The sequence below is a fragment of the Streptomyces sp. NPDC045701 genome (assembly GCF_056432045.1).
Map to the genome: position 1 here is coordinate 1 of NZ_JBWKJV010000037.1, position 21,039 is coordinate 21,039.

Sequence of the window (21,039 nt, forward strand, 5' to 3'; positions counted from 1 at the left end):
CTACAAAAGCCTCAAAGTCGACCGACGCACCTACAAAGCCACCCTCAGCATCGACATCTTGCAACCAAGGCTCATCCCGTAACTTCACGGCCTTGGCCTAAAGGCCGCGACTGTGGGTACTCGCACGGTCCGGTTCGAGTTACCGGAAAATCGCAACAACTTCCCGCCCGGCCGTTGCCTTTGGCACCTGCCAGACGTTGTCGCCAGTGAGGGGAGCCGCGTCGGCCGGTCAAGGAGGCATAAGGCGATGCGTGTGGGAACTTTCGTACTGGCGGCGCAATTTCCCGGCCAGGGCCAGGGGGAGACGCTGCACCGCGCGGTGCGGTCGGCGGAGGTGGCCGAAGAGGCCGGACTGGACTCGGTATGGCTGGCCGAGCACCACTTCGTACCGTACGGCGTCTGTCCGTCGGCCGTGACGCTCGCCGCGCTGCTGCTCGGGCGCACGCGCCGGATCCGGGTCGGGACGGCCGTCAGCGTCCTGCCGGCGACCCACCCCGTGGCGCTCGCCGAGCAGGCCGCGCTGCTGCACATCACCTCCGGCGGACGGTTCACGCTGGGCGTGGGCCGCGGCGGGCCGTGGGTGGACCTGGAGGTGTTCGGCGCGGGTCTCGCGGCGTACGAGACGGGTTTCCCCGAATCGCTGGACCTGCTGCTGCGCTGGCTGCGGGAGCCCCGCGTCTCGGCGGAGGGGCCGCGCCACCGCTTCCGCGAGGTCGCCGTCGTACCGAGGCCGCAAGAGCTCATCGACGGCGAGCCGGTGCCGGAGACGATCGTCGCCTGCACCTCGGCGCGGAGCGTGCGGCTCGCCGCCGAGCGGTGTCTGCCGATGCTGCTCGGGATGCACTGCGGCGACGAGGAGAAGGCGGACATGGTCGCCCTGTGGCGGCGTGAGGCGCTGGCCGCCGGCCACACCCCGGACGCGGTCGCGCGGGCGGCGGACGGCCATGTGTCGGCGGGCGTGGCACAGATCGCGGACCGTACGGCGGACGCGGCGGAGGCACTGGTCAAGGCGATGCCCGGCTGGCTGAAGCAGGGCCTGGACGCCCATGTGACCGTGGACGGCAGGCGCCGTGCGATGCGCGACCCCATCGCCTACACCGAGCTGCTGTGCCGGCTGCATCCGGTGGGCTCCCCCCGGGTGGCCGCGGACCGGCTGGCGGCGACCTCGGAGCGTACGGGAATCACGCGCTTCGCGCTGCTCGTCGAGGGCTCGGGCGACGTCGCGGCCACCGAGGAGAACGTACGGCGGCTGGGCACCGAGGTGACACCCCGGCTCGTATGAGGTCCACCGCGCCGCCGCCCCGCACCAGTCGCACCTCCCGCGATGCGGAGCGGCAGCACCGGGGCGTGTCTTCCGGATCATGCCGGGCTCGCGTGCCCCGGTGGCACGCGAGTCCGCGGTGGCGTCGTCGGTCGCCATCGCCCCGCAGTGGCTCCCTCCTCCGCCCCACGTCCGCACGTACCGCGGTGACTCCCAAGGTCTCGGCTTCGCTCGACCGGGCCCCCCTCCCGCTCCGCGGCGGACCGCTCCCCGCTCCGGCCCGATCCAAAAGACACGCCAGGGCGTCAGCAGTCGCGCAGGGTCGGCGACTGGTTCAGCAACTGGGCTCGTACGGAGGTGAAGCGGGCGAGCCGCTCGTCGACCGAGGAGTCCAGCGGGAACACCGCGACGCGGTGGCAGTTCTGGAATGCCAGACGCACGCCGAAGTGCCGCTGGAGCGCACCGCGGATCGCGTCACTCGCCAGTGCGCGCAGCAGCTGGCCGCGCGCCTGCTCGTCCGGCGGCGGCGTCTGGTTGTCGGCGAACGCACCGCCGTCCACCTTCAGCTGGGCCACCAGAGAGCTGATCATCTCCCATGCGTAGGGCAGGGAGGTCCGGACGCAGTCGACGAAGTCGGCTTCGTCGACCTCGCCTCGCTCGGCCTGATCCAACAGCGCCGGTGAGACGTCGAGCGACATGGGTTCTCCTCTCGCGACCCCGGGGACCGGGGTCTTACGGGCAGGGAAGGAGGACGACCCCCGCACGACACGCTGCGTGCACGAGCGACAACCTCCCGCTTCCACGGTAAGCGCGCTGTCCGGACCGCACCAGGAGATTGGGTGCACAACCGGCCATGGAAGAACGGGAGTTTAGGACCGAATCGCGCGGAAGAGCGTGTGTCTTGTAGCGTTGCCGACCATGCGTCTCGTCATCGCCCGCTGCTCCGTGGACTACGCGGGCCGGCTCACCGCCCACCTGCCCTCCGCACCCCGTCTGATCCTGGTGAAGGCGGACGGCAGCGTGTCCATCCACGCCGACGACCGTGCGTACAAACCGCTCAATTGGATGTCGCCGCCGTGCACCCTCAAGGAGGGTGATGACCGCGTCTGGACGGTGGTGAACAAAGCGGGCGAGAAACTGATCATCACCATGGAGGAAATCCTCCATGACTCGTCCCACGAGCTCGGTGTCGATCCCGGCCTCATCAAGGACGGCGTGGAAGCACACCTCCAGGAACTGCTCGCCGACCGGATCGAGACACTCGGCGACGGGTACACGCTGATCCGCCGCGAGTACCCGACCGCCATCGGGCCGGTCGACATCCTGTGCCGCGACGCGGACGGCGCGACAGTCGCCGTGGAGATCAAGCGGCGCGGCGAGATCGACGGTGTGGAGCAGCTCACCCGCTATCTGGAGCTGCTGAACCGCGACCCCCACCTGGCGCCGGTGAAGGGCGTCTTCGCGGCCCAGGAGATCAAGCCGCAGGCACGGGTGCTGGCGACGGACCGCGGGATCGGGTGCGTGGTGCTGGACTACGACGCGCTGCGCGGCATCGAGGACGACAAGCTGCGGCTGTTCTGAGCCTCGTCGCGCGCGTACGGCCCCGGGACGTCACCGTCCCGGGGCCGTACCGCGTCTCAGGCCGCCGTTCCGCCCGGCGTGGGGCCATCGCTCGTGGCGGGGGCGCTCTGGGTGGCTCCGCCCGCCCCACCGGTGGTGTCCGTGCCGCCGCTGCTGGTGCCGCCGCCGGCGCCGCCCGCGTCGGTCCCGCCGGTGGTGTCCGTACCGCCGGTGCTGTCGGTGCCGCCGGTCGTGTCGGTGCCGCCCGTGGTGTCCGTACCGCCGGTGGTGTCCGTACCGCCCGTGGTGTCGGTGCCGCCCGTGGTGTCCGTACCGCCGGTGGTCGGGGACGAGGATCCGCCGGTCGTGGGCGAGCCGGTGCCGCCCGTGGTGGGCGAGGACGTACCGCCGGTCGTCGGGGAGCTGCTGCCGCCGGTCGTGGGGGAGGTCGTGCCGCCGGTCGTGGGGGACGTCCCGCCGGTCGTCGGGGTGCCGCCGCCGGTGGCGGCGCCCCCGCCGGTGGCGGCGGACGGGTCGCCCGACGGGTGGGACGGGGTGCCCGCCGCACCGCTCTCGCCCGGTCCCGACGGGGCGCCAAACCCGCCGGAGGTGCCGGAGCCCGAGCCGTGCCCGCCCGTACCGCCGTCGCCGCCGCCGTCACCGGGGTCCCGGGTGGAACCCTGGGCCGGCTCGTCCGCGTCGGGACCGCCGGCCCCGCCGTTCTCGTCCGACGGCTGGTCGGACGTCACCCGCCGCGAACCGCCGGTGCCGTCGTCACCGCCCGCGGTCGCGCCCAGGGTCACCACCGTGCCCAGGACGGCCGCGAGGACGGCGCCCGCCCCGGCGGCGACCAGGTTGCGCCGCGCGCCGCTCAGGATGGTGCGCCGCGTCGTCGCCCCCGAGGCGGAGGCAGGGGCCTGGGCGGGCGGGTCCTGGCGGGTGGTGAGGGGCCCGGTCGTACCGCCCGGGGCCGCCGGCACGGCCACCTCCGGCTTGCGCACCGGGCCCGCCGGTACGCCACCGGGCGGGGACGCCGACTCCTCGGACCGCGCCGCGGGCACCTCCTCGCCCGCCGCCGTCCGGCCTCCAGGCAGCGGCCCGCGCTCGCGGTCCGCGACCAGGGCCAGGGCTCGCCGGCCGGCCACCGTGCCGCGCTTGTCGGCGAGGGCGCCGCGCATGGCGATCGACGCCTCCAGCTCGGCGCGGGCCCGGTCCAGGTTGCCGGCGCACAGCGCGAGGACACCCAACTCGTGGTGGAAGTACGCCTCCTCGGCCACCTCGCCCGCGTGCCGGGCGGCCTCGGCACCGGCGCGCAGCGACCGCTCCCAGGCTCCCCAGTGCAGTCCGGCCGCGAACGCGGGCGCCGCGCTGCGGGCGAGGACGACCGCCGTGTCGGCGTACCCCTCCTCCTCGGCGTCGGCGGAGGACAGGGAGCCGGAGGCGCCGGACGTCGCGGAGCCACCGGTGCCTCCGAAGACCCCGGAGACGTCCGGGGAACCGGAGCCGGAGCCGGTGCCGCCCGTGCCGGCGTCGGCGGCCGCCTTCACCAGTGCCGTCATCGCGGCCAGTACGGCGTCCGCCTCGGCGGCCGCCCGCTCGGGGCTGACCGAGGGGTGGCCGACCCACCAGGCGTAGTGCGCGGCGGCGGTGTGGGCGCGGTCGGCGGCGCCCTCGTCGTAGCCCTCGGCGACGAGCTGCGTCATCACCCCGGCGGCGAGCCGGTAGCGGGTGCCGACCGGGGTGAGCAGCCCGCAGCGCAGCAGCTCGCCGAGCGCCGCGTCGGCGTGGGTGTCGTTGACGAGCGCCGGCAGGTGCGCCTGGTGCGGCACCTCCCCGCCCAGGGCGACGGCGAAGCGGAGCGTCTCGCGGGCGGACTCGGAGAGCCGGGAGGCGAGCAGCGGGGCGGGGGCCGCGCCGTCGCGGAGCGACGGCAGGGGCGCGTCGCGGAGGTCGGTGAAGACGTTGTCCTCGTCGTCGTCCCCGGACGGGCCGGAGCGCAGCTCGTCGCGCTGCCGAAGCAGGGCGCCGGCCTGGACGAACCGCAGGGGCAGGCCCTCGGACTCGAACCAGAGGTCGCCGGCCCAGTTGGCCTCGTCGTCGGTGAGCGGCCGGTCGACGGCGCGCTCCAGCAGCTCCAGCGCGGAGCTGCGGTCCAGCCCGGAGAGGAACACCTCTTCGAGGTGGGACTCGGGGGACGGCGCGGCGACGTCGGGGGTGGCGGCGAGCAGGAAGGCGCACTCGGGCGTGGCGTCGAGGAGTTCGTCCAGCGCGGCGCCGCCGAACTCCAGGTCGTCCAGGACGACGACGGCGCCGATGGCGTGGACGGCGGCCTTGAGCCCGGCCCGGTCGGGGCGGTGGGCCGGCGCGCGGTGGACGGCGGCGAACAGCTCGTGCAGCAGCTCGGTGGGGGTGCGGTGGTGGCCGGAGAGCCGTACGACCCCGTCGGGCGCGAGGCCGGCGCAGTCGGCGGCGACGGCGTCGAGCAGCGCGGTGCGCCCGGACCCGGCCGGGCCGGTCAGGCGTACGGAGCGCCCGCGCGACAGCAGCCGGACCAGCCGCTCGCGCTCCTCCTGGCGTTCCAGCAGGGGCAGCCGCGGGGCCGCGGGGCCCGGCGGTACGGGCGGGCCGGCCGTACGGGCCAGGTCGGCGCGCTCCTCGGGGGTGCGGCGGCCGGGTGTCTCCGGCAGGCGCCCGGGCGGACAGGGCTCGATCTCGCTGCCGTCTATGGGGTTGATGGTGAGCAGGAGGTCGCCCGAGACGAGCTGGGCGGTCCTGGCCGGGCCCGGCGGTGCGCCGCCCTGCCCGGAGGGGGGCATGGAGCCGCCGTCGCGCGTGGTGCGCGGGCGGCCGTCGCCGTCGCGGTCGTCGTGGCCGAAGTTTTCCGGTCCCCGGGTGATCGGGTCCATGGTGAAAGCCCCCAAAAGCGTGGTGCGCCGAAGCCCCTCCCGGCCTTTCTGCACGCCCGCTGTCGCTTCTGGTCCGGTGCCCGCCGGGTGGGTCCGACATTCGGCAGGCGACCGAACCCTAGACGTTCGCTCAGTATGAATGAAGAGCCGGGGTGGCACGGCGCCCAAGACGTCACGGTCTTGTGAGGATTGGGCGCCTGGTGCGGTTTACCAGACCCGTACCGTTACACCCGGGGCAACGTTTCGGCGGCGATGCCGCCTTCGATGGCGAGGATGCGGTGCAGCCGGGTCGCCACCAGCAGGCGCTGCATCTGGGGCGGTACGCCCCGCAGCACCAGCCGGCGGCCGCAGCGGCCCGCTCGCCGGTGGGCGCCCATGATGACTCCCAGGCCGGTGGCGTCCCAGGAGTCGAGGCCGGTCAGGTCCAGCACCAGGTCGCCGGCTCCGTCGTCGACGGCCGAGTGCAGGACCGTGCGGGCGTCCGCCGCGCTGCGGACGTCGAGGCGGCCCCCGACGACCAGCTCGGCGTGGTCGCCCCTGATGTGCATATGCGCTCCCCGAGAGTGCGTTGTCGTCACGTCTTTGCGTCGTGCGCGTCTTTCGTCGTCACGTACTTCTATGCATCAACTGACTGCCTGACCGGCGGACCAGTTGCGCCTTGTAAGCGAACCGATACCGAATTCACCCCGAAGGGTGATGGTGAATGGGTCGGGGCGGCTCAGTGCTTGTAGAAGCCCTGCCCGCTCTTGCGACCGATGTCACCGGCGTCCACCATCCGGCGCATCAGCTCCGGCGGCGCGAACTTCTCGTCCTGGGACTCGGTGTAGATGTTGCTGGTGGCGTGGAGCAGGATGTCCACGCCGGTGAGGTCGGCGGTGGCCAGCGGGCCCATGGCGTGGCCGAAGCCCAGCTTGCAGGCGACGTCGATGTCCTCGGCGGAGGCGACGCCCGATTCGTACAGCTTCGCGGCCTCGACGACGAGGGCGGAGATCAGACGGGTCGTCACGAAGCCGGCGACGTCGCGGTTGACGACGATGCAGGTCTTGCCGACGGACTCGGCGAACTCACGGGCGGTGGCGAGGGTTTCGTCGCTGGTCTTGTAACCGCGCACCAGCTCGCACAGCTGCATCATCGGGACCGGCGAGAAGAAGTGGGTGCCGACGACGCGCTCCGGGCGCTCCGTCACGGCCGCGATCTTGGTGATCGGGATGGCGGAGGTGTTGGAGGCCAGGACGGCGTCGTCGCGTACGAGCTTGTCGAGCGTACGGAAGATGTCGTGCTTGACGTCCAGCTTCTCGAAGACGGCCTCGACGACGATGTCGGCGTCGGCCGCCGCGTCCATGTCGGTGGTGGTGGTGATGCGGGCCAGGGCCGCCTCGGCGTCGGCGGCTTCGAGCCTGCCCTTGGCGACGAACTTGTCGTACGAGGCCTTGATGCCGTCGGTGCCGCGGGTCAGGGCGGCGTCGGTGACGTCGCGGAGCACGACCTCCCACCCCGCCTGGGCCGAGACCTGCGCGATTCCGGATCCCATGAGTCCGGCCCCGATGACGGCGAGCTTCCTGGCCACGATCTTCCCCTTAACACCCGTTTACGTATCGGCTCTTCGCGGAGGTTAGCGGGCGCGCGCGGCCGTGTGGCGCCGAAGAGATGCGCGTCACGTCTCAGATGACGGACATCACACCGCTACGGGCGGTGCGGTGAGCCGGCGGGCCGACAGCCGTGAGCGGGGTCACCGACCGGGCGGCCGCTCCGCGTACCGCAGCACCTTCTCCCCGAGGAGTTCCTCCATCTCGTCGAGGAGGCCGAGGGCGCCACGGGCGACCTCGGCGATGTCGCGCCCCTCGGCCATCCCGGCGCCGATCCAGGCCATCAGGGTGCTGTGGATCCAGGAGAGCTGGCCGGCCACGAGGGTCGGCATCGGGTCGTCGTCGGCGGCGGCCGTCTCCTTGGCGAGGGTGGCGGTCAGATCGGCGAGCGCCTCCTGCTCGATGGCCCAGAGGCGGGAGCGCAGCGCGTGGGCGTCGGTGATGACGCGCACGAAGTCGGCCCAGCCGGCGAAGAGGCCGACGGCGGGCGAGTGGCCGACGACGGCGGCGCGCAGTTCGCGCAGGACGGCGGCGGCGGCGGACTCGCCGGGGCGGCGGCCTCGGACATGGCGGGAGAGGCGGTCGACGACGTCCTCGGCGCGGTCGAGGAACAGGTCTTCCTTGGCCGGGAAGTAGTTGTACACGGTGTTGACGGAGACGTCGGCGGCCCTGGCGATCTCGGCGATCGTCACGGCGTCGAAGCCGCGCTCCAGGAACAGGCCCGTGGCCACGTCGGAGATGTGCTGCCGGGTCTGCCGCTTCTTGCGCTCTCTCAGTCCTTCGGTCGCCATGCCTTCATACTAGCTTCGTTGGATTCACTGAAAATTTGGAGATATTGCAAACTTTCAGTGACTCTGTTTTTCTTGGGGCATGCCCATCATCAGCACGGCCGGACTGGCCCACACCTTCCGCTCCCGCGGCGGCCCCGTCGAAGCGGTCCGCGGCATCGACCTGACCGTCCGGGCGGGCGAAATCCTCGGCTTCCTCGGCCCCAACGGCGCCGGTAAGACCACCACGCTGCGGATGCTCACCACGCTCCTCCCACCCACCGGCGGCACCGCCACGGTCGCGGGCTGCGACCTGGGCGCCGACCCCGCCGGGGTACGGCGCAGGATCGGGTACGTCGCCCAGTCCGGCGGCGTCGACCTCTCCGTCTCCGTACGCGAGGAGCTGGTCACCCAGGCCCGGCTCTACCGCCTCTCCCGGGCCGAGGCGGCCGACCGGGCGGACGAGCTGGCGCGCGACCTGGACCTGGCCGGGCTGCTGGACCGCCCCTGCGCGGCGCTCTCCGGCGGCCAGCGGCGGCGCCTGGACATCGCCCTGGGACTCACCCACCGCCCCGAGGTCCTCTTCCTCGACGAACCGACCACCGGCCTGGACCCCGGCAGCCGCGCCGACCTGTGGCGGCTGGTGCGGCGGCTGCGCGACACGTACGGCACCACCGTCTTCCTCACCACCCATTACCTCGACGAGGCCGACGAACTGTCCGACCGGCTCGTCGTCGTCGACCGGGGCGCCGTCGCCGCGGAGGGCACCCCCGCCGCGCTCAAGGAGCGGTACGCCGGGTCGTCGGGCGCCTCGCTCCAGGACACCTTCCTCGCCATCACCGGGCGCGGCCCGGCGCCCGCCGACCAGGCCCCCGTGGCCGTCTAGGAGTTCCCGTGCTGTTCCACGACATCGCGCTGGTCTTCGGGCGGTACGCCCGCCAGACGCTGCGCTCGAAGTTCCAGCTGCTCTTCGGCGTCCTGATGCCGCTGCTGTACCTGCTGTTCTTCGGCCCGCTCCTCACCGGCCTGCCGCTCGGCACGGAAGGCGACTCCTGGCAGGTCCTGGTGCCCGGCCTGCTGCTCCAGCTCGGCCTGTTCGGCGCCTCGTTCGCCGGCTTCGCGATCATCATCGAGAAGCAGTTGGGCGTCGTGGAGCGGATGCGCGTCACCCCGGTCGGCCGGCTCGCGCTGCTGCTGGGGCGGGTCCTGCGGGACGCCGCGGTCTTCGTCTTCCAGGCGGTGCTGCTCGTGCTGGCCGCCGTGGCGATGGGGCTGCGGGCACCGCTGGGCGGGATCCTGATCGGGTTCGCGTTCGTCGCCGTCCTGACGGTCGCGCTGGCGTCGCTGTCGTACGCGCTGGCACTGAAGGTGTCCAGGCCCCAGGAGTTCGGGCCGGTCGTCAACGCGCTGAGCATGCCGTCGATGCTGCTGTCCGGCTTGATGCTGCCCATGGCCCTGGCCCCGGCGTGGCTCGACGTCCTGTCGCGCCTCATGCCGCTCCGCTACCTGGTGGACGCGGTGCGGGCCGGGTACGTGGGCGACTACGCGGGCCCGGAGATGCTGTACGGGGTGCTGGTCGCCGCCGCCTTCGCGGGCGTCGCCGTGACGGTGGGCACACGTGTGTTCCGGAGGGCCGGCGCGTAACTAGGCTGGCCGTATGGTCAACCTGACGCGCATCTACACCCGCACCGGCGACAAGGGCACGACGGCACTCGGCGACATGAGCCGCACGGCCAAGACGGACCTGCGGATCGCGGCGTACGCCGACGCCAACGAGGCCAATGCCGTCATCGGCACCGCCATCGCCCTGGGCGGCCTCGACGAGGAGGTCGTCAAGGTCCTCGTCCGCGTCCAGAACGACCTGTTCGACGTGGGCGCGGACCTGGCGACGCCGGTGGTGGAGAACCCGCAGTACCCGCCGCTGCGGGTGGAGCAGGGTTACGTCGACAAGCTGGAGGCCGACTGCGACCGGTTCCTCGAGGACCTGGACAAGCTCCGCTCCTTCATCCTCCCCGGCGGCACCCCGGGCGCGGCCCTGCTGCACCAGGCGTGCACGGTCGTGCGGCGGGCCGAGCGCTCGACGTGGGCCGCGCTGGAGGTCCACGGCGAGACGATGAACGCCCTGACGGCCACGTACCTCAACCGCCTCTCCGACCTGCTGTTCATCCTGGCCAGGACGGCCAACAAGCAGGTCGGCGACGTGCTGTGGGTGCCCGGCGGGGAGCGCTGACACCCGGCGTCCGGGCGGACGGACACCAGGGCGGTGCTGACGCCCCCGCGGGGGCGTCAGCGGCGTTCCACCGGGACCGGGTCCCGCGTCTTCTCCGGCCCCGCCGGGCCCTCGGGCGCCTTTCTCGGCCAGAGCGCGTACGACAGGGCGATCAGCCCGTGGATGCCCGCCGTCCGCCACGCCACGTGCGTCCAGCTCTCCAGCGGACCGGTGCGGGCGGGGTCGTCGACGTACAGGATCGCCAGCCACAGCAGTCCCGTGGCGACCGCCGCCCCGACCGCCGTGCCGAGCCAGATCCGGCCCTCGTGGCGGGCGCGCGCCATGCCGTACCGGGGTGGCCCCACCGGGGGCGGGGCCCCTCCGAGGCGGTGGGCGGCGTGCCCGTCGAGCCACTTCACCGTGCGGTGGCCGTGCCCGACGGTGTACCCGATGTACAGCGCGGCCAGCCCGTGCTTCATGCTCGGCTCGGCGCCGTCCTTCAGGTCCAGCGCGGTGACGACCAGCAGCACGACCTCCAGCAGCGGCTCGCACAGCAGCAGCGCCGCGCCCGTACGGGGCATCCTCAGCAGGTAGCGGGCGGCGAGGCCGGCGGCGAGCAGCACCCAGAAGCCGACTTCACAGATGACGATGAGCGCGACGACCACGGCTCTCTCCCTTCGGTACCCCTCCAGCCTTGCGGCCGTCGCGGGCCGTCGCGTCGTCGCCGTTGACGAACCGGTACTGCACCGTTCGATGTAGTCGGCTTCCGACCGCGCGTCGACGTCCGGGCGGCACGCGGCGTGTTGGATGGCAGGGTGAGACTTCCCCGTACCCATCGCGACGACGTGCTGATCGCGGCCGCCGGCCTGGCGTGCGGCGTGCTGCTGTGGTCGTTCGGGCTGCACACGCAGGGGCCCGGCGTCCGGCGGCCCGACGGGCCGGTGGTGCTCGTGCCGCTCCTGACGGTGGCCTCGTCGGCGTTGCTGCGCCGCACCATGCCGGGTACGGCGCTGCTCGTGGCCACGGTGGCGGTCGTCGCGGACCAGTTCACCCGGGGCAACCTGATGACGGTCGTGATGTTCGCCGACATCGTGTACGCCGCCGTGGTGTACGGGCGTCCCGCCTCCGCCCGGCGGATCCCGGTGGGCGCCGGGCTCATCACGATCGCGGTGACGCTCGGCCTGCTGGCCCGGTACCGGGACCCGGAGGCGCTGCTGGTGGGCGTGGTCACGGCACTGATCACGGTCTTCCCCGCCATCACCGGCGCCGTGGTCCGCAACCACCGCCAGGCCGCCGACACGGCCCGGCTGCGGGCCGATCAGACCGCGCTGCTGGCCGAGATGGACCGCCGTGAGGCGGTGATCGCCGAACGGTCCCGGATGGCCCGCGAGCTGCACGACATGGTGGCCAACCACCTGTCCGCCATCGCCATCCACTCCACCGCCGCGCTCTCGCTGGACGACCCGGCGACGTCCCGGGACGCGCTGGGCGTCATCCGCGAGAACAGCGTCGACGGCCTGGCCGAGATGCGCCGCCTGATCGGCCTGCTGCGGGACACCGGCGGCCACGACGAGCCGGCCGCCGCGCCCACCCTCGACGGCCTGGACGCACTGGTGCGGCAGGCCGGGGCGAACGGGGCGGCGAGCGGCCTGACGTTCCGGCTGGTCGACGACCGGCCGCCGGGCGGGGGCGTTCCGGCCCCCGTCGAGCTGGCCGCGTACCGCATCGTGCAGGAGTCGCTGACGAACACGCTCAAGCACGCGGACGCGGGCGAGGTGACCGTCGCGCTGCGCTCCGCGGGACACGGCCTGACCGTCGAGGTGACCAGCCCCTACGGCGGCCGGCGGGGGCCGCGCGCGCCGGGGTCGGGGGCCGGTCTGGTGGGCATGCGGGAGCGGGTCGCGCTGCTGGGCGGTGTGTTCGAGGCGGGTCCGGCGCCGGGCGGTCCCGGCGCACCGGAGAGGATCTGGCGGGTGCGGGCGGAGCTGCCCGTGGCGGAAAACGACAAGGAGCCGGCGGCATGACCGGAACGGGAGTCCCGCGCGTGCGCGTGCTGGTGGCCGAGGACCAGGGCGCGGTGCGCGCCGGGCTGGTCCTCATTTTGCGCAGCGCGCCCGACATCGAGGTGGTCGGGGAGGCCGGGGACGGGGAGGAGGCGGTGCGGCTGGCACGGGAGCTGCGGCCCGATCTGGTGCTGATGGACGTGCAGATGCCTCGCCTGGACGGTGTGTCGGCGACCCGTCAGGTGGTGGGCGAGGGCCTCGCCGACGTGCTGGTCCTGACGACGTTCGACCTGGACGAGTACGTCTTCGGCGCGCTGCGCGCCGGGGCGGCCGGCTTCCTGCTGAAGAACACCGAGGCCCGGGACCTCGTCGAGGCGGTGCGTACGGTGGCGCGCGGCGAGGGCCTGATCGCGCCGGCGGTGACGCGCCGGCTGATCGCGGAGTTCGCGGCGCCGACCCGGTCGGCGCGGGCCCCGGACGCGCCCGACTTGGCGGTGCTGGACGTGCTGACCCGGCGGGAGCGGGAGGTGCTGTCGTGCCTGGGCGAGGGGCTGTCGAACGCGGAGATCGCGGTGCGCCTGGAGATGGCGGAGGCGACGGTGAAGACCCATGTGAGCCGCCTGCTGGGGAAGCTGGAGCTGCGCAGCAGGGTGCAAGCGGCGGTGCTCGCGCAGGAGTTGGGGGTGTGAACGAGAACCACCACAATGGTCTGGACCTATTGACGATTGGTCCAGACCTTCCTACGCTCGCGGCGCGCACCTTTCACGGACTCACGGACGAGACCCCCACTTCGTCCGTCCGCAACTTGAGGAGCACCGTTGAGCACTCAAGCACTTCCGCGCAGAACGAGGTTCCGCGCCCGAGCCACGGCCGGACTGACCGCCCTTCTGCTCCCGCTGGCCGCCATGGTCGGCCTCGCCTCCCCCGCGCAGGCCGCCACCTCGGCGACCGCCACGTACACCAAGGCCTCCGACTGGGGCTCCGGCTTCGAGGGCCGGTGGACGGTGAAGAACACCGGCACCACCTCCCTGTCCTCCTGGACCGTCGAGTGGGACTTCCCCTCCGGCACGTCGGTCACCTCCGCCTGGGACGCCACCGTCACCAACAGCGGCAACCACTGGACCGCCAAGAACGTCGGCTGGAACGGCACCCTCGCCCCCGGCGCCTCCGTCTCCTTCGGGTTCAACGGCACCGGCACCGGATCGCCCACGGGCTGCAAGCTCAACGGCGGCTCGTGCGACGGCGGGCCCACCGTCCCCGATGACACCGCGCCCTCCGCGCCCGGCACCCCGGCCGCGTCCGACATCACCGACACCTCGGTGAAGCTCACCTGGACCGCCGCCACCGACGACAAGGGCGTCAAGAACTACGACGTGCTGCGTGACGGCGCCAAGGTCGCCACGGTCACCGGCCTGACGTACACCGACACCGCCCTGTCGGCCGGCACCGACTACTCCTACAGCGTCCAGGCCCGCGACACGGCCGACCAGACCGGCCCGGTCAGCGGCGCCCGCGCCGTACGCACCACCGGCGGCGGCACCGACCCCGGCCCCGGTCCGGGCCCCGGCGCCAAGGTCAACCTCGGCTACTTCACCAACTGGGGCGTGTACGGGCGCAACTACCACGTCAAGAACCTGGTGACGTCCGGCTCCGCGTCGAAGATCACGCACATCAACTACGCCTTCGGCAACGTGCAGAACGGCAAGTGCACCATCGGTGACGCCTACGCCGACTACGACAAGGCCTACACCGCCGACCAGTCCGTCGACGGCAAGGCCGACACCTGGGACCAGCCGCTGCGCGGCAACTTCAACCAGCTGCGCAAGCTGAAGGCGCAGTACCCGCACATCAAGGTGCTGTGGTCGTTCGGCGGCTGGACCTGGTCCGGCGGCTTCCCCGACGCCGTGAAGAACCCGACCGCCTTCGCCCAGTCCTGCTACGACCTGGTGGAGGACCCGCGCTGGGCCGACGTCTTCGACGGCATCGACCTGGACTGGGAGTACCCCAACGCCTGCGGTCTGACCTGCGACACCAGCGGCCCGGCGGCCTTCAAGAACATGATGCAGGCCATGCGCGCCAAGTTCGGCGCCAACAACCTCGTCACCGCCGCCGTCACGGCCGACGCCTCCCCGGGCGGCAAGATCGACGCCGCCGACTACGGCGGCGCCGCGCAGTACATCGACTGGTACAACGTGATGACGTACGACTTCTTCGGCGCCTGGGCGGCGAAGGGCCCGACGGCCCCCCACTCCCCGCTGACCTCGTACCCGGGCATCCCGCAGGCGGGCTTCAACTCCGCCGACGCGATCGCCAGGTTCAAGGCCAAGGGCGTCCCGTCCGCCAAGCTGCTCCTCGGCATCGGGTTCTACGGCCGCGGCTGGACCGGCGTCACCCAGAAGGAGCCGGGCGGCACCGCGACGGGCCCGGCCCAGGGCACGTACGAGCAGGGCATCGAGGACTACAAGGTCCTCAAGAACTCCTGCCCCGCCAACGGGACGGTCGCCGGCACCGCGTACGCGCACTGCGGCACCAACTGGTGGAGCTACGACACCCCGGCCACCGTCACGTCCAAGATGGGCTGGGCGAAGAGCCAGGGCCTGGGCGGCGCGTTCTTCTGGGAGTTCAGCGGTGACACCGCGAACGGCGAACTGGTCGGCGCGATCAGCAGCGGGCTGAAGTAGCCACTCAGCGGCGGGGGTGGCACAGGGTGCCGTCCCCGCCGTACCCGGCCTCGTGACGCACCACGCGGCACTCGGGCCCCAGCACGGCGACCGCTGCCCGGTAGCCGTCACCCGCGTCGAGGTCATGGAGCCGCACCGGCAGGTGCGGCTCCGCGCGCTCCCGCCACTCCAGCAGCGCGGCCGGCGCGTCCGGCGCGCTCACCGTGAGGAGGGCGGGCTCCACCATGAGCCCGTCCCCGGTCGCCTTGAGGACCGCTTCCTTCCGCGCCCAGTAGCGGATGAAACCCCGCGTCCGCTCCCCGGCCGGCAGCCGCTCCAGCTCGGCCCGCTCCGCCGCCGACAGCGCGAACGCCGACAGCTCCGCGGCCTTTCCCTCGCCGGCCACCTCCTCCACGTCGACGCCCACCGGCCCGGCGAGCGACAGCGCCACCGCCACCCGGTCGCCCGAGTGGGACCAGGACAGCTCCAGCCCGGCGCCCGCCACCCGTGGCTTCCCGTGCGGCTCCGGCCGGTCGCAGTGCCGGCACTCCTGGACGTACCGCACCCGCGGCGGTTCGATGCCCAGCTGCGCCGCGACGAGCTGCCGCGCCAGCGCGTGCGCGGTCAGGTACAGCGCGCGGTCCTGGGCCCGGACGAAGGCGTCATGACGGGTTCGCTCCCGGTCGTCCAGCAGCTCCAGCAGCGCCGGTACGCGGACGGCGTCGGCGAACCAGACGTGGCACTCCCCCGCCGCCACCCGCGGTATGCCCGCGCTCACGCCGTGCCGCCCCTCCCCCGGAGCCGCGCCCGGGGGTACCCCCGTCCAGCGGGGGCCCGTGCGTCAGGCGACATTGACCCGCTGGCCGGGAGGCGCCGCCTCCAGCCAGGCGAGGAAGCCGGTGAGCGCGTCCTCGCTCATCGCCAGCTCCAGATGATGCCCGTGGTGCAGGCAGCCCAGCACCACCGAGTCGGACAGCAGCGCCAGCTCCTCCTCACCCTCCGGCATCCGGCGCGCCAGCACCTCGATGCCGGAACGCTCCAGGACGCGGCGCGGACGGGGCGCGTACGAGAAGACGCGGAACCAGGCGACGCGGTCGCCGCTGTAGCGGGCGACGCCGTACACCCACCCCTTGCCGGAGGGAGCACCGCCGGCGGAGCGGGAGGCGGCGTCAGCGGCGTCCGGGACGGTCCAGCGCAGGCTGCAGTCGAAGGTGCCGCCGGAACGCTGGATCAGCCGCCGGCGCAGTCCGAACACGAAGAGCCCGATCACCACCAGGGCGACGACCAGGGCGCTCACCAGCAGAGCGAGGAACATCTCCACCGACCTCCTCGCATCGTTCGTTCAACGAAATACAACCTGCACCTGCATCGACCTCAGCCGCGGCACGTTCTGGATGATTCCAGACCGGGCCGCGGCTGAGGGCACAACTGTCGGCGCGGTGCGCTAGCGCACCGCCACCGCGCGGAGGCGGACATCGGCGCGCCGCTCGGCGGCGGCGTCCGACTCGGCCTTCGCGCGCTCCAGCGCGCGCTCGGCGCGCTGGGGGTCGATCTCTTCCGCAAGCTCGGCGATCTCGGCGAGCAGCGACAGCTTATTGTCCGCGAACGTGATGAAACCGCCGTGCACGGCGGCGACGATGGTCCCGCCCTCGCTCGTACGGATGGTCACCGGGCCCGACTCCAGCACACCGAGCAGCGGCTGGTGGCCGGGCATGACGCCGATGTCGCCGGACGTGGTGCGCGCGATGACCAGGGTGGCCCCGCCGGACCAGACACTCCGGTCCGCGGCGACCAGCTCGACGTGCAGCTCAGCAGCCAAGGGTGGCTCCTCGGGTCACCACCCGGCGTGTGCCGGGTGTTGGGTCATAAGTCTAATGGGCGCCCGGCGATGGATCGCCGGGCCCCTCGGTCAAACACCGGGGGCGTACGAAGGGGGGCAGGACGCGTGCCCGCCCCCCTTCACGAGTCACGGGACTCAGGAGACGCCGAGCTCCTTGGCGTTCTTCTTGAGGTCCTCAAGACCACCGCACATGAAGAAGGCCTGCTCGGGGAAGTGGTCGTACTCACCGTCGCAGATCGCGTTGAACGCGGCGATCGACTCGTCGAGCGGCACGTCCGAGCCGTCCACGCCGGTGAACTGCTTGGCGGCGTGGGTGTTCTGGGACAGGAAGCGCTCGACGCGACGGGCACGGTGGACAACGAGCTTGTCCTCCTCGCCCAGCTCGTCGATACCGAGGATCGCGATGATGTCCTGGAGGTCCTTGTACTTCTGGAGGATCCCCTTGACACGCATGGCGGCCTCGTAGTGGTCCTGCGCGATGTAGCGCGGGTCCAGGATCCGGGACGTGGAGTCCAGCGGGTCCACGGCCGGGTAGATGCCCTTCTCGGAGATCGGACGGGACAGAACCGTCGTCGCGTCGAGGTGGGCGAAGGTGGTGGCCGGGGCCGGGTCGGTCAGGTCGTCCGCGGGGACGTAGATCGCCTGCATCGAGGTGATCGAGTGACCGCGCGTCGAGGTGATGCGCTCCTGGAGCTGACCCATCTCGTCGGCCAGGTTCGGCTGGTAACCCACCGCAGACGGCATACGGCCGAGCAGGGTGGACACCTCGGAACCGGCCTGGGTGAACCGGAAGATGTTGTCGATGAAGAAGAGCACGTCCTGCTTCTGCACATCGCGGAAGTACTCCGCCATGGTCAGACCGGCCAGGGCGACGCGCAGACGGGTGCCCGGGGGCTCGTCCATCTGGCCGAAGACCAGCGCGGTCTTGTCCAGAACGCCGGACTCCTCCATCTCCGCGATGAGGTCGTTGCCCTCACGGGTGCGCTCACCGACGCCCGCGAAGACGGAGACGCCTTCGTGGAGGTTGGCGACACGCATGATCATTTCCTGGATCAGCACGGTCTTGCCGACACCGGCACCACCGAACAGACCGATCTTTCCACCCTTGACGTACGGGGTGAGAAGGTCGACGACCTTCAGGCCGGTCTCGAACATCTCGGTCTTGGACTCGAGCTGGTCGAAGGCGGGGGCCTTGCGGTGGATCGGCCAGCGCTCACCGACGTTGGCGTTCTCCTCGGGGTGGTTCAGCACCTCACCGAGGGTGTTGAACACCTTGCCCTTGGTGAAGTCGCCGACCGGCACCGAGATGCCGACGCCCGTGTCGATCACCGTGGCCTGGCGGACCAGGCCGTCGGTGGGCTGCATCGAGATGGTGCGGACCAGGCCGTCACCCAGGTGCTGGGCGACCTCCAGGGTCAGCGTCTTCTTCTTGCCGTCCTCGGCCGGGTCGGCAACCTCGACGTGCAGCGCGTTGTAGATCTCCGGCATCGCGTCGACGGGGAACTCCACGTCGACGACCGGGCCGATGACCCGCGCGACGCGGCCCGTCGCCGTGGCCGTCTCAACAGTGGTGGTCATTACTTGTCACTCCCCGCGGTCGCGTCGGCCAGGGCGCTCGCGCCACCGACGATCTCGCTGATTTCCTGGGTGATTTCGGCCTGGCGGGCCGCGTTGGCAAGCCGGGAGAGGCTGTTGATCAGGTCTCCGGCGTTGTCGGTCGCCGACTTCATCGCGCGGCGGCGGGCAGCGTGCTCGGAAGCGGCGGCCTGCAGCAGTGCGTTGTAGATGCGGCTCTCGACGTACCGCGGCAGCAGGGCGTCGAGGACGTCCTCGGCCGACGGCTCGAAGTCGAACAGCGGAAGGATCTCGCCCTTGGTCCCGGTCTGCTCCGCGGCGTCAGCCGCTGCTGTCGCTGTGAGGCTGAGCGGGAGCATCCGGTTCTGCACGGGCGTCTGCGTCATCATCGACACGAATTCCGTGAAGACGATGTGCAGCTCGTCGACCCCGCCCTCGGCCGTCTCCGTCGTGACGGCTTCGATGAGGGGCGCGGCGACCTTCTTGGCGTCCGCGTAGCTCGGGCTGTCGGTGAAGCCGGTCCACGACTCCGCGACCTTGCGCTCGCGGAAGCCGTAGTAGGCGACACCCTTGCGGCCGACGATGTACGTGTCGACCTCCTTGCCCTCGCCGCGCAGCCGCTCGGTGAGCTGGTCCGCCGCCTTGATGGCGTTGGACGAGTAACCGCCGGCCAGACCGCGGTCGCTCGTGATGAGCAGGACCGCGGCCCGCGTCGGGTTGTCCGTCTCGGTGGTCAGCGGGTGGTTGGTGTTCGACCCGGTGGCCACCGCGGTGACCGCGCGGATGAGCTCGGTCGCGTACGGCGTCGAGGCCGCCACCTTGCGCTGCGCCTTGACGATGCGCGAGGCGGCGATCATCTCCATCGCCTTGGTGATCTTCTTGGTCGCCGTGACGGATTTGATGCGACGCTTGTAGACCCGGAGCTGCGCTCCCATGAGTCAGGTCCCTTCCGTCGTCACTTCGAGGCGTTGGCGGCGGCCGGGGCGTCCTCGGCCAGCAGCTTCCCGTCCGAGGTCTCGAACTGCCTCTTGAAGGCGGCGATGGCGTCGGCGACGGCCGTGAGGGTGTCGTCCGACATCTTCGCGCCCTCGCGGATCGAGGTCATCAGCCCCTTGTGCTCGCGGTGCAGGAAGTCCAGCAGCTCGCTCTCGAAGCGGCGGATGTCCGCGACCGGCACGTCGTCCATCTTGCCCGTGGTACCGGCCCAGACGGAGACGACCTGGTTCTCGGTCGGCATCGGCTGGTACTGGGGCTGCTTCAGCAGCTCGACCATGCGCTTGCCGCGCTCCAGCGAAGCCTTCGACGCGGCGTCCAGGTCCGAACCGAAGGCGGCGAACGCCTCCAGCTCGCGGAACTGGGCGAGGTCCACGCGCAGCCGGCCGGAGACCTGGCGCATCGCCTTGTGCTGGGCGGAGCCACCGACACGGGAGACCGAGATACCGACGTTCAGGGCCGGACGCTGACCGGCGTTGAACAGGTCGGACTCCAGGAAGCACTGGCCGTCGGTGATGGAGATGACGTTGGTCGGGATGAACGCCGAGACGTCGTTGGCCTTGGTCTCGACGATCGGCAGACCCGTCATCGAACCGGCGCCCATGTCGTCGGAGAGCTTGGCGCAGCGCTCCAGCAGACGCGAGTGCAGGTAGAAGACGTCACCCGGGTAGGCCTCGCGGCCCGGCGGGCGGCGCAGCAGCAGGGAGACGGCACGGTAGGCGTCGGCCTGCTTCGACAGGTCGTCGAAGATGATCAGGACGTGCTTGCCCTGGTACATCCAGTGCTGACCGATGGCGGAGCCGGTGTAGGGCGCCAGGTACTTGAAGCCGGCCGGGTCGGACGCCGGGGCGGCGACGATGGTCGTGTACTCCAGGGCACCGGCCTCCTCCAGCGCGCCGCGCACGGACGCGATGGTGGAGCCCTTCTGGCCGATGGCGACGTAGATGCAGCGGACCTGCTTCTTCGGGTCGCCCGAGCGCCAGTTGTCGCGCTGGTTGATGATCGTGTCGACGGCCAGGGCGGTCTTGCCGGTCTGGCGGTCACCGATGATCAGCTGACGCTGACCACGGCCGATCGGGGTCATGGCGTCGACGGCCTTGTAGCCGGTCTCCATCGGCTCGTGCACCGACTTGCGCTGCATGACCGTGGGTGCCTGCAGTTCGAGGGCGCGGCGGCCCTCGGTCGCGATCTCGCCGAGACCGTCGATCGGGGTGCCGAGCGGGTCGACGACCCGGCCCAGGTAGCCCTCGCCGACGGCGACGGACAGGACCTCGCCGGTGCGGGTGACCGACTGGCCCTCCTCGATGCCGCTGAACTCGCCGAGGACAATGGCACCGATCTCGCGCTCCTCGAGGTTGAGGGCGAGGCCGAGGGTGCCGTCCTCGAACTTCAGCAGCTCGTTCGCCATGGCCGAGGGCAGACCCTCGACCTTCGCGATGCCGTCGCCGGCAAGGCTGACCGTACCGACCTCCTCGCGCGAGGCCGCGTCCGGCTTGTACGACTGGACAAAGTTCTCCAGCGCGTCCCGGATCTCCTCCGGCCGGATCGTGAGCTCCGCCATCTGGGTTCCCTGCTCTCCTTGTTGGGCCCGAAGTATCTTTGGGGGATCTGGGGGCTCCCCCCAGAACTTCTGCATCCTCTGCACGGCCCAACCGGGCCGTAGGTAACGCTTGTTGAGT

At 71.8% G+C, this 21,039-nt stretch carries 20 protein-coding genes; 8 read left to right on the forward strand and 12 right to left on the reverse strand.

Features of this window, described 5'->3' with window-relative positions:
- Positions 1–247 precede the first annotated feature (247 nt).
- A complete protein-coding gene (locus tag AC07DW_RS27280) occupies positions 248–1,282 on the forward strand; it encodes an LLM class flavin-dependent oxidoreductase (RefSeq protein ID WP_478860335.1) in 1,035 nt (344 codons plus the stop codon).
- 284 nt (positions 1,283–1,566) lie between these two features.
- On the opposite strand, the gene AC07DW_RS27285 is transcribed toward AC07DW_RS27280, so the two are convergent.
- Complete coding sequence (locus tag AC07DW_RS27285) at positions 1,567–1,959, reverse strand: SCO5389 family protein (protein ID WP_478860336.1); 393 nt, start codon at positions 1,957–1,959, stop codon at positions 1,567–1,569.
- A gap of 220 nt (positions 1,960–2,179) precedes the next feature.
- Here AC07DW_RS27285 and nucS point away from each other — a divergent pair, with 220 nt between their 5' ends.
- Positions 2,180–2,842, forward strand: coding sequence for an endonuclease NucS (gene nucS, locus AC07DW_RS27290; protein WP_179166412.1), 663 nt, complete (start codon positions 2,180–2,182; stop codon positions 2,840–2,842).
- Positions 2,843–2,898: 56 nt separating this feature from the next.
- Here nucS and AC07DW_RS27295 read toward each other — a convergent pair whose 3' ends face one another.
- The 4 genes from AC07DW_RS27295 to AC07DW_RS27310 all read right to left on the reverse strand — a co-directional run bounded on the left by AC07DW_RS27295 (position 2,899) and on the right by AC07DW_RS27310 (position 8,104).
- Entirely contained in the window at positions 2,899–5,727 is a 2,829-nt protein-coding gene (locus AC07DW_RS27295) for an ATP-binding protein (protein WP_478860337.1), read from the reverse strand.
- A 224-nt stretch (positions 5,728–5,951) separates the two neighbouring features.
- On the reverse strand, positions 5,952–6,275 hold the full coding sequence (locus AC07DW_RS27300; protein ID WP_031073773.1) for an STAS domain-containing protein: 324 nt from the start codon (positions 6,273–6,275) through the stop codon (positions 5,952–5,954).
- A gap of 170 nt (positions 6,276–6,445) precedes the next feature.
- Positions 6,446–7,294 carry a 3-hydroxyacyl-CoA dehydrogenase family protein gene (locus tag AC07DW_RS27305; protein WP_189551856.1) on the reverse strand — a complete coding sequence of 283 codons (849 nt, stop codon included), beginning with the start codon at positions 7,292–7,294 and terminating at the stop codon, positions 6,446–6,448.
- A 162-nt stretch (positions 7,295–7,456) separates the two neighbouring features.
- Positions 7,457–8,104 (reverse strand): TetR/AcrR family transcriptional regulator, encoded by a 648-nt coding sequence (locus tag AC07DW_RS27310; RefSeq protein WP_478860338.1) that lies wholly within the window; start codon positions 8,102–8,104, stop codon positions 7,457–7,459.
- Positions 8,105–8,183: 79 nt separating this feature from the next.
- On the opposite strand from AC07DW_RS27310, the gene AC07DW_RS27315 reads away from it, so the two are divergent.
- From AC07DW_RS27315 to AC07DW_RS27325, 3 genes are read left to right on the forward strand one after another with little or no spacing between them, the layout of a single operon-like run.
- The gene (locus AC07DW_RS27315; protein WP_478860339.1) at positions 8,184–8,966 is read left to right on the forward strand and encodes an ABC transporter ATP-binding protein; all 783 of its coding nucleotides are present in this window, start codon (positions 8,184–8,186) and stop codon (positions 8,964–8,966) included.
- Positions 8,967–8,974: 8 nt separating this feature from the next.
- Entirely contained in the window at positions 8,975–9,724 is a 750-nt protein-coding gene (locus AC07DW_RS27320; protein WP_478860340.1) for an ABC transporter permease, read from the forward strand.
- 13 nt (positions 9,725–9,737) lie between these two features.
- Positions 9,738–10,310: a cob(I)yrinic acid a,c-diamide adenosyltransferase gene (locus AC07DW_RS27325; protein ID WP_478860341.1), complete on the forward strand. Its 573-nt coding sequence runs from the start codon at positions 9,738–9,740 to the stop codon at positions 10,308–10,310.
- Positions 10,311–10,366: 56 nt separating this feature from the next.
- Here the strand turns inward: AC07DW_RS27325 and AC07DW_RS27330 are convergent, their stop codons facing one another.
- Complete coding sequence (locus tag AC07DW_RS27330; RefSeq protein ID WP_478860342.1) at positions 10,367–10,954, reverse strand: hypothetical protein; 588 nt, start codon at positions 10,952–10,954, stop codon at positions 10,367–10,369.
- A gap of 150 nt (positions 10,955–11,104) precedes the next feature.
- Here AC07DW_RS27330 and AC07DW_RS27335 point away from each other — a divergent pair, with 150 nt between their 5' ends.
- The 3 genes from AC07DW_RS27335 (at position 11,105) to AC07DW_RS27345 (ending at position 14,973) form a co-directional block, all read left to right on the forward strand.
- Positions 11,105–12,313, forward strand: coding sequence for a sensor histidine kinase (locus tag AC07DW_RS27335; RefSeq protein ID WP_478860343.1), 1,209 nt, complete (start codon positions 11,105–11,107; stop codon positions 12,311–12,313).
- Positions 12,310–12,981 (forward strand): response regulator, encoded by a 672-nt coding sequence (locus AC07DW_RS27340; RefSeq protein WP_478860344.1) that lies wholly within the window; start codon positions 12,310–12,312, stop codon positions 12,979–12,981. Before AC07DW_RS27335 ends, AC07DW_RS27340 begins: the two co-directional genes overlap by 4 nt.
- A gap of 129 nt (positions 12,982–13,110) precedes the next feature.
- Complete coding sequence (locus tag AC07DW_RS27345) at positions 13,111–14,973, forward strand: glycosyl hydrolase family 18 protein (RefSeq protein WP_478860345.1); 1,863 nt, start codon at positions 13,111–13,113, stop codon at positions 14,971–14,973.
- 4 nt (positions 14,974–14,977) lie between these two features.
- On the opposite strand, the gene AC07DW_RS27350 is transcribed toward AC07DW_RS27345, so the two are convergent.
- The 6 genes from AC07DW_RS27350 to atpA all read right to left on the reverse strand — a co-directional run bounded on the left by AC07DW_RS27350 (position 14,978) and on the right by atpA (position 20,921).
- Entirely contained in the window at positions 14,978–15,730 is a 753-nt protein-coding gene (locus AC07DW_RS27350; protein ID WP_478860346.1) for a 4'-phosphopantetheinyl transferase family protein, read from the reverse strand.
- 63 nt (positions 15,731–15,793) lie between these two features.
- On the reverse strand, positions 15,794–16,273 hold the full coding sequence (locus tag AC07DW_RS27355) for a DUF2550 domain-containing protein (protein ID WP_478860347.1): 480 nt from the start codon (positions 16,271–16,273) through the stop codon (positions 15,794–15,796).
- A 123-nt stretch (positions 16,274–16,396) separates the two neighbouring features.
- The gene (locus tag AC07DW_RS27360; RefSeq protein WP_478860348.1) at positions 16,397–16,771 is read right to left on the reverse strand and encodes a F0F1 ATP synthase subunit epsilon; all 375 of its coding nucleotides are present in this window, start codon (positions 16,769–16,771) and stop codon (positions 16,397–16,399) included.
- Between the two features lie 156 nt (positions 16,772–16,927).
- On the reverse strand, positions 16,928–18,370 hold the full coding sequence (gene atpD, locus AC07DW_RS27365; RefSeq protein ID WP_478860349.1) for a F0F1 ATP synthase subunit beta: 1,443 nt from the start codon (positions 18,368–18,370) through the stop codon (positions 16,928–16,930).
- Positions 18,370–19,302 (reverse strand): F0F1 ATP synthase subunit gamma, encoded by a 933-nt coding sequence (locus AC07DW_RS27370; RefSeq protein WP_478860350.1) that lies wholly within the window; start codon positions 19,300–19,302, stop codon positions 18,370–18,372. The genes atpD and AC07DW_RS27370 overlap by 1 nt, the downstream gene beginning before the upstream one ends.
- Positions 19,303–19,322: 20 nt before the next feature.
- A complete protein-coding gene (gene atpA / locus AC07DW_RS27375) occupies positions 19,323–20,921 on the reverse strand; it encodes a F0F1 ATP synthase subunit alpha (RefSeq protein ID WP_478860351.1) in 1,599 nt (532 codons plus the stop codon).
- Positions 20,922–21,039: the final 118 nt, after the last annotated feature.

Coding starts and splice junctions, on each gene's coding strand:
- AC07DW_RS27280 (WP_478860335.1), top strand. CDS start 248: ATGCGTGTGGGAACTTTCGTACTGGCGGCGCAATTTCCCGGCCAGGGC.
- AC07DW_RS27285 (WP_478860336.1), bottom strand. CDS start 1,959: ATGTCGCTCGACGTCTCACCGGCGCTGTTGGATCAGGCCGAGCGAGGC.
- nucS (WP_179166412.1), top strand. CDS start 2,180: ATGCGTCTCGTCATCGCCCGCTGCTCCGTGGACTACGCGGGCCGGCTC.
- AC07DW_RS27295 (WP_478860337.1), bottom strand. CDS start 5,727: ATGGACCCGATCACCCGGGGACCGGAAAACTTCGGCCACGACGACCGC.
- AC07DW_RS27300 (WP_031073773.1), bottom strand. CDS start 6,275: ATGCACATCAGGGGCGACCACGCCGAGCTGGTCGTCGGGGGCCGCCTC.
- AC07DW_RS27310 (WP_478860338.1), bottom strand. CDS start 8,104: ATGGCGACCGAAGGACTGAGAGAGCGCAAGAAGCGGCAGACCCGGCAG.
- AC07DW_RS27315 (WP_478860339.1), top strand. CDS start 8,184: ATGCCCATCATCAGCACGGCCGGACTGGCCCACACCTTCCGCTCCCGC.
- AC07DW_RS27325 (WP_478860341.1), top strand. CDS start 9,738: ATGGTCAACCTGACGCGCATCTACACCCGCACCGGCGACAAGGGCACG.
- AC07DW_RS27340 (WP_478860344.1), top strand. CDS start 12,310: ATGACCGGAACGGGAGTCCCGCGCGTGCGCGTGCTGGTGGCCGAGGAC.
- atpD (WP_478860349.1), bottom strand. CDS start 18,370: ATGACCACCACTGTTGAGACGGCCACGGCGACGGGCCGCGTCGCGCGG.
- AC07DW_RS27370 (WP_478860350.1), bottom strand. CDS start 19,302: ATGGGAGCGCAGCTCCGGGTCTACAAGCGTCGCATCAAATCCGTCACG.
- atpA (WP_478860351.1), bottom strand. CDS start 20,921: ATGGCGGAGCTCACGATCCGGCCGGAGGAGATCCGGGACGCGCTGGAG.